The sequence below is a fragment of the Aurantibacter sp. UH7 genome, from assembly GCF_056839165.1.
Genome location: NZ_CM166388.1, coordinates 1,646,031 through 1,660,656, shown reverse-complemented (window position 1 = coordinate 1,660,656; position 14,626 = coordinate 1,646,031). Strand labels below are relative to the sequence as shown.

The 14,626-nt window shown below is 35.3% G+C and carries 13 protein-coding genes; 3 read left to right on the top strand and 10 right to left on the bottom strand.

Annotation, left to right across the window (positions count from 1 at the left end; genetic code table 11):
• Positions 1 to 31 precede the first annotated feature (31 nt).
• From UH7x_RS07090 to UH7x_RS07080, 3 genes are read left to right on the top strand one after another with little or no spacing between them, the layout of a single operon-like run.
• Positions 32 to 790, top strand: coding sequence for a glycerophosphodiester phosphodiesterase (locus UH7x_RS07090; RefSeq protein WP_482363024.1), 759 nt, complete (start codon positions 32 to 34; stop codon positions 788 to 790).
• Positions 787 to 1,794, top strand: coding sequence for a Gfo/Idh/MocA family protein (locus UH7x_RS07085; protein ID WP_482363023.1), 1,008 nt, complete (start codon positions 787 to 789; stop codon positions 1,792 to 1,794). The genes UH7x_RS07090 and UH7x_RS07085 overlap by 4 nt, the downstream gene beginning before the upstream one ends.
• 10 nt (positions 1,795 to 1,804) lie before the next feature.
• Positions 1,805 to 2,452, top strand: coding sequence for an HAD family hydrolase (locus UH7x_RS07080; RefSeq protein WP_482363022.1), 648 nt, complete (start codon positions 1,805 to 1,807; stop codon positions 2,450 to 2,452).
• Positions 2,453 to 2,558: 106 nt separating this feature from the next.
• Here the strand turns inward: UH7x_RS07080 and UH7x_RS07075 are convergent, their stop codons facing one another.
• The 10 genes from UH7x_RS07075 to UH7x_RS07030 form a co-directional block, all read right to left on the bottom strand.
• Positions 2,559 to 3,674: a TlpA family protein disulfide reductase gene (locus UH7x_RS07075; RefSeq protein ID WP_482363021.1), complete on the bottom strand. Its 1,116-nt coding sequence runs from the start codon at positions 3,672 to 3,674 to the stop codon at positions 2,559 to 2,561.
• Between the two features lie 27 nt (positions 3,675 to 3,701).
• Complete coding sequence (locus tag UH7x_RS07070) at positions 3,702 to 5,267, bottom strand: hypothetical protein (RefSeq protein ID WP_482363020.1); 1,566 nt, start codon at positions 5,265 to 5,267, stop codon at positions 3,702 to 3,704.
• 3 nt (positions 5,268 to 5,270) lie between these two features.
• Positions 5,271 to 6,677 carry a neutral/alkaline non-lysosomal ceramidase N-terminal domain-containing protein gene (locus UH7x_RS07065; RefSeq protein ID WP_482363019.1) on the bottom strand — a complete coding sequence of 469 codons (1,407 nt, stop codon included), beginning with the start codon at positions 6,675 to 6,677 and terminating at the stop codon, positions 5,271 to 5,273.
• A gap of 15 nt (positions 6,678 to 6,692) precedes the next feature.
• A complete protein-coding gene (locus UH7x_RS07060) occupies positions 6,693 to 7,772 on the bottom strand; it encodes a sialidase family protein (protein WP_482363018.1) in 1,080 nt (359 codons plus the stop codon).
• A gap of 48 nt (positions 7,773 to 7,820) precedes the next feature.
• Positions 7,821 to 8,681 carry a bile acid:sodium symporter family protein gene (locus UH7x_RS07055; protein ID WP_482363017.1) on the bottom strand — a complete coding sequence of 287 codons (861 nt, stop codon included), beginning with the start codon at positions 8,679 to 8,681 and terminating at the stop codon, positions 7,821 to 7,823.
• A 95-nt stretch (positions 8,682 to 8,776) separates the two neighbouring features.
• Complete coding sequence (locus tag UH7x_RS07050; protein ID WP_482363016.1) at positions 8,777 to 9,805, bottom strand: polysaccharide deacetylase family protein; 1,029 nt, start codon at positions 9,803 to 9,805, stop codon at positions 8,777 to 8,779.
• 25 nt (positions 9,806 to 9,830) lie between these two features.
• Entirely contained in the window at positions 9,831 to 10,949 is a 1,119-nt protein-coding gene (locus tag UH7x_RS07045; protein WP_482363015.1) for a redoxin domain-containing protein, read from the bottom strand.
• Positions 10,950 to 11,012: 63 nt separating this feature from the next.
• Complete coding sequence (locus UH7x_RS07040) at positions 11,013 to 11,849, bottom strand: alpha/beta hydrolase (RefSeq protein WP_482363014.1); 837 nt, start codon at positions 11,847 to 11,849, stop codon at positions 11,013 to 11,015.
• A gap of 64 nt (positions 11,850 to 11,913) precedes the next feature.
• Complete coding sequence (locus tag UH7x_RS07035) at positions 11,914 to 13,299, bottom strand: PhoPQ-activated pathogenicity-related family protein (RefSeq protein ID WP_482363013.1); 1,386 nt, start codon at positions 13,297 to 13,299, stop codon at positions 11,914 to 11,916.
• Between the two features lie 6 nt (positions 13,300 to 13,305).
• A complete protein-coding gene (locus tag UH7x_RS07030) occupies positions 13,306 to 14,607 on the bottom strand; it encodes a hypothetical protein (protein ID WP_482363012.1) in 1,302 nt (433 codons plus the stop codon).
• Positions 14,608 to 14,626 lie beyond the last annotated feature (19 nt).

Below are 14,626 nucleotides of genomic sequence, written 5' to 3'. Positions count from 1 at the left end.
AACTTCGCTTCTTTTTTTTAGCGTTTCTCTTTTGGCGCAATCAATTGATTTACCAACAAAAGGTATTTGTGCGCATAGAGGTGCCATGGAAAATCATCCAGAAAATACTATTGCAGCCTTTAAAGAAGCAATTCGTTTGGGCGCGCAAATGATTGAGTTTGATGTACGACTTACAAAAGATAAAAGGCTTGTAGTTATTCATGATGATACTTTAGGAAGAACGACTAATGGCATCGGAAAGGTTAAAAAGACAAACTTTAATCAAATTCGAAAATTAGATGCCGGTTCTTGGAAATCAGAAGAATTTTCTAGTGAAAAAGTTCCTACCTTAAAAGAAGTTCTTCGAATAATGCCATCAACTATTTGGCTCAATATACATTTAAAAGGTAATAAAGAACTAGGAATTAAAACTGCGAAAATGGTGGTTGCTGAAAATAGAATTCAACAAGCTATAATAGCTTGCTCAAAGAAACCTTTGAAAGGCGTGAAAGAGGTCAGTTCAGAGATTAAGATATGTAACATGCAACGATTGTCTTCTCGTTCAAGATATATTGATAGAACAATAGCAAAGGATTTTTCATTTCTTCAGATTAAAAGTAGTAGAGATGATGAACAATTAATATCAGATGTGCAGCGGCTTAAAGTAAATGGAGTTGGTATTAATTATTATCATGCAGAAGAAGAAAGTCAGGTTAAGGAATTGTTGGATGCAGGCGTTGATTTTATCCTTACAAATCATTTAGCATCTATGTTAGATGCTTTTGAAAATTATAATACTACCGAAAAATGAAAATAATAAAAATCGCATTAATTGGCGCCGGATATATTTCTGATTATCACGCACTTGGTTTACAATTAATTCCAGATGTCGAAATTACTGCTGTTGTAGCTCGTACTATAGAGAGTGCAGAAAAGTTTGCGAAGAAATACGCAATACCGAATGCTTACACAGACATACAAAAAGTAATCGATGATAAAGAGATAGACGGAGTTGTAATTTCTACACCAAACCAATTTCATGCACCCTATGCAATTGAATTTTTAAAAAGTGACAAGGCCGTTTTTTTAGAAAAACCGATGGCCATGGATGGCGCGGAAGGAAAACAAATTGATGTAGTTGCCAAAGAAAATAACCAACTGGTTATGGTTGGTCACATGTGGCGTTTTGATACAGATACTAATTATATTAAGGATACTATTGCCTCTGGTAAGTTGGGGAAAGTATTTAAAACAAAAGGCTATGGTGTTCATGAAAATTGGGGGCCTTCAGGATGGTTTACTAAAAAAGAATTGGCCGGAGGTGGTGCATTAGCAGATATGGGTGTTCATGCAATTGACTCTATTCGATACCTTTTAGGTGATCCAAAACCTGTAAAAGTGTATGCTAGAGTTGCTACTAATTTCGGGGATTACGATGTTGATGATTCTGCGATAATTGTTATTACTTGGGATAACGGTACAGAAAGTATTATTGAAAGTGGTTGGTGGCATCCGCACATGGATGGACCCGAAGCAGCAGCAGGAATTTTTGGAACTAAAGGTTATGCAAGCTTGTTTCCAACCTTTTTAAAAATGACTACGGGAGAAGAGACATTTGAAAAAATAATCCCTGAGCTTCCTGTTAGAGAAGACCATTGTGATCAAGTTATTTATTCACGACAGATGGAACATTTTGTTACGTCCATTAGAAATAATGAAACACCAGTACCTGGAATATTAGAAGGTCAAATTGTATTAGATATTGTTGACGCTGCTTATAAATCATCGGAAACTGGGGAGGTAGTTAATCTGTAAAAATGCGCTAATGATAACAACTATTATTTTTGATATGAATGGGGTTATCACAGATGACGAAGATTGTCATGAACTAGCTACAAAAAAAGCGTTTCAATTGGTAGGTGTGATCATTACGCCTGAAATCTATAGAAAGTTTTGTTTGGGTCGACCAGATACGATTGCTTTTAAAGAATTAATCGCGTCGTTTAATGTAAGGTCTAGTGATGCTGAAAATCTAATTGCTATTAAAACACAGTTTTATTTAGAGATTATAAAAGATGATTTAAAAATATATCCCGATGTTGTTGAGCTACTATTTGAACTTCATCAAAAATATACTTTAGCCCTAACCACGAGTTCAACTTTTGAAGAGATGCAAACTGTTGTAAATAAACTGGAAATTGCCGACCTCTTTGAAGTTATAGTTTGTTCGCGCGACGTTGAAAAAGGCAAACCAGACCCTGAACCCTATTTGTTAACAGCTGAAAGATTAGGTGTTCATTGCAATACATGTTTGGTTATTGAAGACTCAGAAAATGGTGTACGATCTGCAAAAGCTGCTGGTATGAAATGTGTGGCAATTACCAATACCGAAAAAGAAATTAATCTTCAATTGGCCGATGTTATTATCTCAGAATACTCGGAAATTACAAATCAGTTAATTCGGAGTATTTAAGTTATTCTAAATCTTCAATTATCTCAGTCAAAATATTTACATAAAATGGTCAAGTTTTGATTCATTTTTTCTTAAAACGATGATGCATTTATTTTGCTACGAACCTTTATTTTATTAAGTCCTTTATATCTTTTTCTATTTGTTTTGAAAACCCAAAGTACTCTTTTATTAGTATTCCATTTTTATCAACCAAAAAGTATCTTGGCCAACTATTGACATTAAAAGTTTTCTTTAATTCCTCATTTCCAATTAAGTTTTGGTAGGTAGTTTTCTTTAGTTTAACCAGTTCTTTTGCTTTTTCAATATCTTCTGTTACAATACCTTTTACTTTAAGTTGGCTTGGGTATTTATTCTTTAAGTTTTCAACTTCAGGAAACGCAATAATACAATAGCCACACCAAACCTCCCAAAAGTCGATTAGTGTTAGACCATCAAGCGGTAAGTTTATGGTTTCATTGGAATTAAATAAATCGGGTAAATTTATTTTCGGAAGCGCTTTATTTAAAAGAGGTGTTGCTTGCCTTTCTTCCTTTTCGGGTTGAACTAATTTAAAGTCCTTAAACTCGTTTTTATAATCTTCAATAGAAGTATTGGTCTCTTCATTTATTTTGATATTGCTCAATGTCCTCTGACTAAAAGCGCTATTTCCAATCATTTTATAAGTATGAGTAATATTAACTGGGAAAAAGTTGTCTTTAGTTAAAGCAACACTTAGTAATCGATTAGTGATATTAAAAGCCGAGTCATTTTTATATTTATATTTTAAAATATAATTTTCATCCGTTTCATCTAATGAAACAGATTCGTAATAAATTGTGTCAAGATGAAAAATTTTTTCTACAACCGTCTCACCACCTTTACGTCTTAAAGCAACATCGTTGGTTCTATTCTCTGCTTCATAGGTTTTATCAGCTTTTGATATTAAATATCTAATCCCCTTATCGAAAACATACGTTGTCGGGTTGTCGACTATTTTACTATAAAATGAATGCCCTAAAGTAGTGTCATTACTGTTTCTATCTATAAAGGAAAATCCAGTTTTAATAGTAACGTCATCGGAATTAGCAAAGGAATCTATTAACTGTATATTGTATGATACTTTTTCCCTTTTATAAGCGTATTCTTTGAACTTGTTGGTTACATATTCAACGTCGACTTTTTGTTCTTTTTTGCAATTAAGTAGCACTAAGACGGTAATTAATAATAGTACAGTTTTCTTCATTTTAATATGTTTCAAAAGCGCTATTGATTAATTCAAATCTTCTAGTACCTCAACCAAAGATTTATAAATAAAAGGCCCGGTTTCTGGCCCAAGAGAATTTCCTTCGCCATAAGTGTCACCATGATCATGGTATAGATAAGGTTTTTCTACATCCCATTCACTTTTAGGAATAATGTAGCCAATTTCATCGTTGGAAAGCCCTAAATAGAATTTATATTTATCTTTTATGAGTTCTTGTATTGGTGGAGTCTCAATAGGCTCTATTTCAAAATCTCGGCCCTTAGGCGCTTCTACACCGCCAAAAACAATCTCAGGATAAATCTCTCCGGGAATGCTTAAAAATAGCGCTGGACCTATTCGGATAGCTCCTACTTCGGTTCTTTTATTAAAGTATTCAGGCATTCCCATTTTTATTAAGCCTATACCACTTGCTATTTTAAAAGTAGTATTGTCCAAATCAGCATATATAGTTTTTGCACGAACCGAAATATTGGATGTGTCAATTGTATCTCCTTCTTTTTTAAGCGCTGCCAAGGACATTAATGCAATTTGATCTCCTAGTGCTTTTGTTTTTTCATAAGTAGGTTCGGCGTACTCAATTCCAGTAAATGGATCTGCAATGGAAATTGAAGGGTGTGGGGCCATTAAACCACCAATAACTCCTGTGAAATATATGGCAACTCCGCCCAAACCTTCTTCCATTTTTTCCGTACCATTAAAAACACCTTTTTCAATGGCCTCTCGAACATAATGGGGAAAATCGGAACTAATTAATAAATTCTGACTCCATAATGTTTCTGGATGATTGGACCAATTAATTAGAGACCCTAATGTCTTGTTATTTTCAGCATCTAAAACTTGCATTACATGAATACCGGTCGCTTTTACAATTGGTTTTCGAGTGTCTTTAATTAGTGTTGAATCATTACCAGATAGGTCTTCAGCAAAAACTAACTTCGCAGGTCGTATTTTTTTAGCAGCTTCAATTACTGCAGCTACCGTTTGTTGTTTTACATATTCCATCATTTCATCATTCACCCCTGAATTGAACATGTTCTCTCCCCAAATTCCTACTAAATCATTACTTTCATGAGTATGTGTCGATGAAAGTAAGGTGTAATCGATACCCAATTCTTCAGGTATGCGATTTCTAATATCGATAACATCACCATGTAAAAAACCAATGGCATCCATAGAAATCATAGCAATTCTACTTTTTCCATCATCTAGAACCATCACGCGAGACCATACATCGTCATGTACACCTTGTGCAGGTTTGGCATTGCTCATGCCAGCAATCCAATAGGCATCGAATTCACCATTATTGTTGTCGTCATTGTACGAGTCACCATCATCTTCATTGTATTTATTATCACCATTAGCATCGTTCCAAGTATCAACTATGGTTGGTGTAATAGGTTTTTTGGCAAATCCAGCTTTTAAACTGCTTTCATTTTTGTTCTCAATCTTTAAATCTATTGCATAATCGGGGTGACGATCACGCCAGTTATATATAACAATACTACCCACAACAAGGACTACGAGTAGCATAAATAATAATAGTCCTTTTAAAATTCGTTTTACTGTTTTCATTTGCTACAATCTTTTATCGGTCAATTCATTGGCCAATTTAAAATTCAATTCCATTAAATAATCTCCCATACTTGGCCCATACCATCCCATTAATCGAGCTTCATAGGTTTCGAAATAGTAATATTTTTGAGGCACTATATAGCCAAGGTACTGCCCATTAAAACTTGTTAAACTAGAATTATAACCAGCCACTTCTAATGCATTTTTTAAATCAATACCGTATTCGCCACTAAGTTCGTATGGCATGGCAATCCACACTAAATCGTTTAATTTTACACCTTGCAAATAAATGGTTTGCATGTCTGCCATTAGTTTACCTGCTGCCCACGGTGCCACACGACGACGGTCAGAAATGTAAAAGGCTTGTAATTCTGGTATTTCAATTTCAGTGGTTATTGCAGTCATTTGAACAACCGAATCATATTTCATTTTATTGATAACAACCGCAGCAGAATCTGCTAAGGTTTCACCGATATATTTCGTTTTCTCAAATTTTTCTCCCTTTCCTTTATTTGAATGACTACCTACAGTACCAGCAAAAAACAAAGCTAAATCAACACCTTTTGTTTCTAAACTGCGCTGAAAGTATCCAGGATAATCACCACTAAATTTATCATTCCAAGTGGCTATGGTTGTTGCGTGTGCTCCGAAGATTCCGATTACAGCTTTTTTACCCTCGTTTTGCACAAAGCTTACCAAGTTCAATTTGTCATTAAGGCGTCCTGTTTCTCCAATAATTCTATTGCGAATTAAATTTGGTACGTGAATATAACCAGATGAATATTTGGCTTCTTTTTTATCGTTTTGAGCTGCTAAAATTAGATTCGTGAATTTTTCACTTAACCATGTGACTACTTCCGGTTGATATTCGCCTCCAAAACTTTCCCCAACAAATTTGGGAATACAGTTACCAATACTTGCATGCGTATGTGTGGCGCCAAATAATATTTGTTTTCTTGAAATAGTGCTTTGCAAATTCTCAGTAACTTGTTGGACGACCAATTCTGGAATAACCACCATATCCGCACTTAAAAAAACCAATTCCTTGCCATCAACTTCTACAGCAATTGCCTTAGCAAATAATGAGTCGTGAACACCTGTAGCGAATTGGCCATCGCCATAGCCAGCCATTTTTATGGAACTAAATTCACCTTTGGTTGCGTCTGGTGAATCAGTAACATATTTAGGGCTGATATTAATTCGAGCAAAACCAGCTTGAAGCTTGCCTTTACCTACTACTTTTTTAAGAAAAGCAGTGTCCATTTTTGCAACAGTATTCTTATAGTAACTGGATTCGAAATATGGGTCAGTAGTAATGGGATCGGTTAAGACATAGAAAAGTAACAGTAGGATAAAAGCGCATATTCCAAATACACGCAACAATCTTCGCTGCCACTTTTTTGTTTTCATACCTCAACGTATTACTTAGATTTTTGTAGGATCTATAACTAGATATTTTACCGTTTTTCGATTCCAAGTATACACTAGATGAATTTTACCATCTTCTGCCTGTATTACTGTAGGATATGAATATTCTTCACCTTCTTTATCTGTAGTTTCTCGTAAAGGTTCTAAGTCGATAGCACGGTCCCAATTTATTCCATCTTTTGAGACGCCTAAACTTAAAGGAACGCGGTCTCCCCAGTTTTTACCAGTTGGATTATAAATAAGTATATGACGCCCATCTTTTAAAGTAACTCCGTCTACCCCTGAATTCGGATTAGGAAGCGAAGTGGCAGTCATTTCACTCCAAGTTTGTCCGTTATCTTCCGACCAGTTTTGCGAAACCACATCGTTTTTGGTTCTACTAAGTAATTGCAGTTTTCCATTACCATGATTTAAAACTACAGGCTGTATAGCTCCAAAAGTTTCAGGGCTGTTTAGCGGTTCGGTTTTAGTCCAAGTTTTAGCACTATCAATACTTTGTTCTATATGTACTGTCCAATCGCCAGATTTGGTTTCATTACTAGACGGGGATAAAATTGTACCATTTGCCAGTTGTATAGGCTGATTTTTTATTGGACCTAAAATCCCATCGGGAAGTTTTACTGGCTCAGACCATGTTTTGCCATCATCATTGGATGTCATATAAAGTCCCCACCATTCTTGCGGACTAGGACCAACCTTATAGTATAAATATAACGGCTCTCCTTTTGGTTTAAATAAAACAGGATTCCAACATGGGTAACGTGTGTTTTCGTCTTGTATGCCATTGACTACTTCTATGGGTGTAGACCATGAACCATTTGTATTTCTAGAAACCCAAATTCCAACATCTTTGTTTTTTTCTTCAGTACCGCCAAACCATGAAGCAATAACAGTACCGTTACTAACTTCAACGGTAGAAGCATGACATTCTGGAGTTATAGCATCTGCAATTTCATAAATAAATTCTTGGGTTAAAACAGCTGGATGATCTGTTGAAATTAATGGAGGTAATTCAACAGTCTTTTCTTTACACGATAGAAAAAATACTGAAAAGGCGATTAAATAAGCTACTCTCATTGGGTATTGTTTTAAATTCAATTAGTAAATAATTATTAATAGTTGGGTTTAATTTTCTACTCCTAAAGATTTTCTGGCAAATATTATTATAGCGGCTGACATATACATCAACAAACCATACACTGCAGGTACTATTGAAAACTCTGCATTGTTTAATGCTATAGTAGCTAAGGTTATTGCTAATGTTGCATTTTGTATTCCTGTTTCTATAGAGATGCTTATGGCTTGTTTACGGCTTAATTTAAACAATACGGCTAATAAAAATCCAACAGTCATTGTGCAAATGTTTAGTAAAATGGCGGGTAAACCTGCTTCACTTAAATAGGTCATAAGAACATCTCGAATACTAATTGTAATGCCCACAACGACTAAAATGAATATGATTGCCGATATTATTTTCACTGGCTTCTCCATTCGCGAAGCAAATTGATTGAATCTATGTTTTACCCACATACCAATACTTACAGGAATTAAAACAATTACTAGTAATTGTTTAATCATTGTAGGAGCATCCACAGTGACAAATTGACTTTCATTTGAAAATTCTTGAACTGCAAACTCAACAATTAGCGGTATTGTGAAAATTGTAAGGATACTGGCTACGGCTGTTAATGACACAGATAATGCTAAATCGCCTTTGGCTAAAAAAGTTAACATGTTCGATGTTGGCCCTCCAGGACAAGCGGATAATAACATAACGCCGATGGCAATAGTTGGCGATAGATTTAATGCTGTAGCAATCGAATAACCGATTAGCGGAAGTATGATAATCTGACAACACAGTCCTATGATAATTGCTTTAGGAAATGTAAATACACGTTTAAAATCAGTCAACGTCAAAGACAAGCCCATGCCAAACATGATGATGATTAGCGATATAGCAAGAATGATTCCTGTAGTAGAATCCATCAGTTGAGTGTTAAAAATTAAGCGGTTACGTACAAAGAAACCTAATAAAACAATAGACTGTTAATGCTATCTTATTTGTTATGCATTAAATTTTATCATTTAGTTTTATTGAAGCGTTCCATGATTTCTTGCCAATTTGTAAAGATAATTCCTTCGTCTTTAAAAAATTGAATTAGATCTGGGTCTGAGAACATTTGCGATTCCCAAGAACGCTGTTGCCAAGAGCCTGTAATGCTTTTTAGATTTTCGGTCAGTACCGAAGGATGAAAAATAATTTCAGTTAATCCGGAATCTAAACCTTGAATTAAAGCTTTAAATTTCGCAACTTTTTCTTCATAAGTTTTTGCATTTGGTGCACTTGTAAAAAAGTCAAGTTTAGGAAGTTTATAAGTTTCCCCCAACTTCACAAAATTCTCATCCATGGGGTATCCCTTAGATTTGAACTCTTCATATACCTTCGGATTAGAGACATCAATAATGTTTGCTGGAATACCATATTCTTGAGCCACTTTCATATAGGCTTTTACATAATCGATATGACCGAATAATGTGCCCATGTGAGTATCGATATGATCTGGTCTATGACCCCAAGCTATTGATTGTTCTATTTGTGCACGAATTTCTTTTTCTACTTCTTCGGCAGAGGCATGTTGCACGACTTGTGGAACTTCATGCCACATTTTTTTATCCTCATCCAATAATCCTGGCACTTCTGCTTCGGGTGTTACTGTGCCCCAACGGTAGGTTTTCCATTCACTTGTTAATGTTAGGTGCAGACCAATATCCATTTTAGGATTACTTTTTGCCCACGATATAAATTCTTCTGCATTGGGGCAAGGAATCATTACTGCTGCCGATTGAATTACACCATCGTTTAGCATTTTTTCAGCAGCTTCGTTGGCTTCAGGGCACATACCAATATCATCTGCATGAAGCATAATTACCTTTTTATCAGCAGGCCAACCTAATTTTTCAGCCCATGTACTTCGTTCCCCTTCTTTTGTTTTTACGGTTTCTGTAGTATCAGTATCAACTGAATTCTCTTTTTTCTTTTCGCCACAGCTTCCTAAAAAGAGTGAGCAACACAAAATAATTACAGTTGTATTTATTGAAGTTTTTTTCATTCGTCTACTGTTTTTAAATTTAACTTTACTGATTACTTTTATTGAATTCCATTTCAAGTTTAGCCTCCAAGTCGTCAACTACAAGGTGTCTTCCAATTACTATACCCTTATCATTTATAAGAATATTGTCAGGGATTCCTTTAATATTATAAATTGTTGCAACATCACCCCAAGCCCCTTTTTCATTCAAAACATGATCCCAAGGTAAATTATCCTCTTTAATCGCTTTCAACCATTTTTCCAGAGAATGATCCATTGAGACCCCAACAATGTTAAACCCCTTTTCATGAAACTTCTCATAAACTTTTTTAAGGGCTGGGTTTGACTCTCTACAAGGGCCACACCAAGATGCCCAAAATTCAATCAAAGTATATTTTTCTCTTAGATCAGAAATTTTTGTTTTTTGTCCATTTACATTATTTAGTTCAAAGTCAACGTATTTGTCCCCTACTTGTGGGTTTACGTTCAGTTTCAGATAGCGACCTATTTCTTTTCCATACATGGATGCTTGGGTCTTTTTGTTCATCAATGCAAAAAGCTCAGTGAACAATTCCTTGTCCAATCTAAATCGTGATTCATTTAAGGTTCTGGCACTTTCTAAGGAGTTAGGGAAATGCCTTATAAATTCGATGGTATTCTCATAAAGTTCTCCATTTAATGCCTGTCTTCTTGAGTAAAGAGTATCATTTTCCTGATCTGTTAAATCTCCTGTTTTACTCCCTGCCATTATAATATTTTCCAGGCTATCTATTTTATCTATTATTGGCCGTTTTTTTAATTTGTGCAAATTCAACATTTTCTGAGCTTCGCCCCCTTCGACTATTGCTTTCTTCAAACCGTTATCGTTGATGGTAATGGATGTTTGGGTGTTCTCCAACCAGAAAAATGAAGTACCCGGCATGCCTTTTATTTTAAGTGCTGTTCTTCTTGGCTTATCAATAATTCCCATGAACTTGAACGTTCCATCTTTGATAACGACAGAATCCTTGAAATAGATAGAATCATAGTCATATTGCAAAATTTGGCAGATACTATCATTGAAACCTTCAACGGTCCCATGTATTTCATATCCAATATTTTTATTCTCGTTTTTGCAAGAGGCCATTATCAAGAAGAGCAAAACGAACATTGCTTTTTTTATCATATTTCATGTTTTACCTAGAAAACTACCTATTGGTGTAACCAAAACAACTGCCATTAGTACTAATTATAGGTGTTCTTTAAACCAATTTAATCCATCATTATATATAATATCTATTGGAGCATCTCTATGCTTTGCATCATACCAAATAATATTTTTTGGTTCCTCGGCTTTATTGTAAAGCAACTTGCTCATAGTTGGCGGTACAATTTCATCGTTCTTTGCATTTAACATTAAAAATGGCCGAGGAGCAATTTGTTTTACAAAGTTTAAAGGTTCAATTATGCTCACAAAATCTTTGGCCGCATTGGTCATAGCTTGATTTTTGAATAGCAAATTCATTTGTCCTCCTGCAAGCGCTACAACCGGGACCTTAATTCGATCTTCGACACCGCAAAAAATGGTGCCCGTTATTCCGCCTAAACTAATACCGTAATACCCAATTCGAGAGGCGTCTAGTTCTTTCTGGGTTTCGATAAAATCTACGGCTCGCCTGAGGTCAAAAACTGTTTGACTAATGATGTTCCGGGACCAATATTTATAGTCACCGGTAAAATCGAACTCGTAAGAATCTCCTTTACGATCACCATGCTCCTTGAAATCTATTCGTAAAACAGCATAACCATTCTTGAGTAGCTTAGCATTGCCATACTCTACGTAATCGACAGTCTTTCGGTCGCCCAAGCCGTGCATTAAAATTATTACAGGTAGTGGAGTTGCAACATTTTTTGGAATGCTTAACAATGCCGTTACCCGCTCATCATAAACGCTATTGTAAGATAAATTGTAAAGGGTGTAATCGGTGGTGTCTGTGGCAACACTTAGAGAATCTTTTAACGGAATTGCTTTGTCGTATTCATAATATTTTGAAACTGGTAAGGCCTCAGTTGTTACGCTAACCATTTTAAAAGCGAGGACGCATAGAAGTAAGGTACTTCCAAGCGCCCAAAACCAATATTTTCGTTTTTTATAAAACTTCATCATCATCGGCTAGATACATTCTAGTACTTTTTGTAAACGTCCCACCATTGTCATCTGCATATTCAAAATCGATATAAAATGCTTTGTAACCTGTTTTTGGAAAGGAGATTTTTTGTTCGGTTTCCTTACTATTTGCTGGAGTTATTTTTACAGATGTCCATTCTTCATCCCTAAAATCACGATCATCTGAATCAGCAGACCATAAATAGGCATTTTTAAAATCTTCTGAATCGGTAGTAACAGACAGTGTTGCCGAACTTGTATCTGATTTAAGATTGTAGTTAAGATGTTCATATGGTTTTTTGGCTAAGGCATGTCCCCAAAAACTACTTAATGAATTTAAGGCGCTTTCCCCACCATCTAGATTATGACCAGCATTAGGTGTGTAGTGTATATAGTTTTCTCCTGGGATATCATCAATATAATTTTTAACTGCATCTACAGGCCAATATTCGTCATTAGTGCCAATAAAAATTAATTTAGGCATAGTAAGCTTTTCTCTATAAGAATATGGATCAATCATTTGAGTTAGCGCATTGCCATCTTCAGTCTCTACAGTCTGTGGAATTTCAAGCTTGATGTAATCGTTAATTTGAACGCTGTATTCATTCCATGCGGTAAGATGGTAATCTAAACTAACAGGCATATTCAAAACATCTATTACCATTGGACCAATAGCTTCTACTCTGGGGTCGCTCGCACCAGTAAGCCAAGTGGTCCACCCTCTTTTTGAAGCTCCTGCTACAGTAAAACGCGTAATATCTTTCTTAAGATTTTGCTTTGAAAACTCTTGTACAGCATCCATACCACGAACAGCACTCTTAACCATCGGAAAAAGTAAAGGCCATGTTAAATCTTTATCTTGTTTGTAATTGTGTAATGTGAAAGATATTAGTTGGTCTTCAACAAGATCACCGTCATATAATGGTTGCATTGGAACTTGACGAATGATAGCAAGAACAGCTTTATTTTTTTCTGCCACAAGAGACATAGGACCAGTTTCATCAAGGTCATCTTCAGGAGTCCATTTTGGTAAACCATCTTTTAGATGACCTCCTGTAATAAATAATAGTGCTCCATCATATTTTACTTCTTTTGGAACTAATAAGGTTAATTGATGTTTCCATACATGTTCTCTCCAAGTTTGAGAAGTTAATAATAGATTATATGCTTTTACATCACCTATTTCAAAAGAATCTTTTAGCTGCCATTCGTAAGAATTATCAGTTGTTTTTAAATAACTTTCGAGTGCATTCTCTGGAGTGATTTCAATTTTAGCTACAGCTTCAGCTATTTCTTTTTTTGAATTTTCACGACATGATGCCAAAAAAACAACAGCCAAGGCAAGAATAATTTTAAATGTTATTTTCATTTTGTATTAATTTAATTTATGTGGTTTCGGATTGTTTTTAATCATTTCTATAAGCGCTGTAACCAAAATTTCGCCAGTCATTTCGCCTAAACTTGTGCGACTTACATAATCATACCTTTTAAAACTATTAAAGTCCTCTTTGGTTAATATATAACCGAATGCATCATTGGTTAAACCAAAGAGAAAAGGACTTTTTGTTGGCATTTTTCGTTTTAAATAGAAGCCAATATTCGGTAGGGCTTCTCCTGGAATAGTTAAGATTTGTGCAGAGCCAATGTTTACTAGATTTAGTGTGGTTTCTATAGACCCATTACTAGATGTGCCCATACTTAGTGGTGAGTTTTCTAATATAAAACGCATCATTGCAGATTCAATGGGAAAGTTTACTTTTTTGTTAGCACAATAGATGTCTGGGTTTTCTTGTATTGGTGCATTCGCAATTATTCGAATAGCTTCATCGGCTAATAAATTGCCTATTCGTTTGCATTCTTCCCAATCATTTGCTTCGTTATCATTTCCTACGCGATTATCAGCAGTAACCATTCCACCTTGAGCTCCATTCATAAAAAGTGCCATTCCTCCAGTTTTTTCTTCTATGCGGTCATAAAGTGGTCCCACTAAATCTGGACTTAAAATTCCCCTATCACTTCCTATTACTTCAGGGTGAATTGCATAATTTACTAAAGTGACGATTGGTTTGTCTTTTTGTTTTCCTTTAATACCTATAGCCTGTATTACGCCACATCTAGAGTCGTATAAATCGGGAGCGTAGTAATTGTAAGCTATTTTTCCTTTTGCTTCGCCTACAGCAATTTTAAGCTTAACAGGTATTTTGTTTTTAAATGCTTCATTTACAGCATGGGCTATTTGAAAAGTGCACCACTCGAGGTATTCGAGATCTGCTGCATGATTTCCATTTGCATCTGGAAAAGCATATGCGTCTGGAGCACTGTGTGTATGCGTAGCGCCAATAAGTATATTTTCAAAAGGAATGTCTTTTATAAGTTTTCTTGACTTGTCGCCCAAGGCAGCAGGCCATCCTAAATTGTCAATATTAACGATTGCTATTTTCTCATCACCCTTCACTAAAACCATGGCTCTGACTGAAAGTTCTCCATTTTTTGTGGTGACAGGTTTAGGTGAACTAACACCTCCTGAAACAGCTATTAATGGATTTGGTGTTAGTATTCTTTTGGCAGAACCCACCATTAGTTCTTGGGAACGAAGAGAAAAAGTGAAAATTAAGAAGAAGCTATTCAATAGAAATAGCAAATAAAACTTCTTTTTGGTGATAAAATTCGTTTTCATTTTGCTTCAAACAATTATT

What these genes read in the sequence shown, in the direction of transcription:
- UH7x_RS07085 (WP_482363023.1), top strand. Translation starts at nt 787, where the DNA reads ATGAAAATAATAAAAATCGCATTAATTGGCGCCGGATATATTTCTGAT.
- UH7x_RS07080 (WP_482363022.1), top strand. Translation starts at nt 1,805, where the DNA reads ATGATAACAACTATTATTTTTGATATGAATGGGGTTATCACAGATGAC.
- UH7x_RS07075 (WP_482363021.1), bottom strand. Translation starts at nt 3,674, where the DNA reads ATGAAGAAAACTGTACTATTATTAATTACCGTCTTAGTGCTACTTAAT.
- UH7x_RS07070 (WP_482363020.1), bottom strand. Translation starts at nt 5,267, where the DNA reads ATGAAAACAGTAAAACGAATTTTAAAAGGACTATTATTATTTATGCTA.
- UH7x_RS07065 (WP_482363019.1), bottom strand. Translation starts at nt 6,677, where the DNA reads ATGAAAACAAAAAAGTGGCAGCGAAGATTGTTGCGTGTATTTGGAATA.
- UH7x_RS07060 (WP_482363018.1), bottom strand. Translation starts at nt 7,772, where the DNA reads ATGAGAGTAGCTTATTTAATCGCCTTTTCAGTATTTTTTCTATCGTGT.
- UH7x_RS07055 (WP_482363017.1), bottom strand. Translation starts at nt 8,681, where the DNA reads ATGGATTCTACTACAGGAATCATTCTTGCTATATCGCTAATCATCATC.
- UH7x_RS07050 (WP_482363016.1), bottom strand. Translation starts at nt 9,805, where the DNA reads ATGAAAAAAACTTCAATAAATACAACTGTAATTATTTTGTGTTGCTCA.
- UH7x_RS07045 (WP_482363015.1), bottom strand. Translation starts at nt 10,949, where the DNA reads ATGATAAAAAAAGCAATGTTCGTTTTGCTCTTCTTGATAATGGCCTCT.
- UH7x_RS07040 (WP_482363014.1), bottom strand. Translation starts at nt 11,849, where the DNA reads ATGGTTAGCGTAACAACTGAGGCCTTACCAGTTTCAAAATATTATGAA.
- UH7x_RS07035 (WP_482363013.1), bottom strand. Translation starts at nt 13,299, where the DNA reads ATGAAAATAACATTTAAAATTATTCTTGCCTTGGCTGTTGTTTTTTTG.
- UH7x_RS07030 (WP_482363012.1), bottom strand. Translation starts at nt 14,607, where the DNA reads ATGAAAACGAATTTTATCACCAAAAAGAAGTTTTATTTGCTATTTCTA.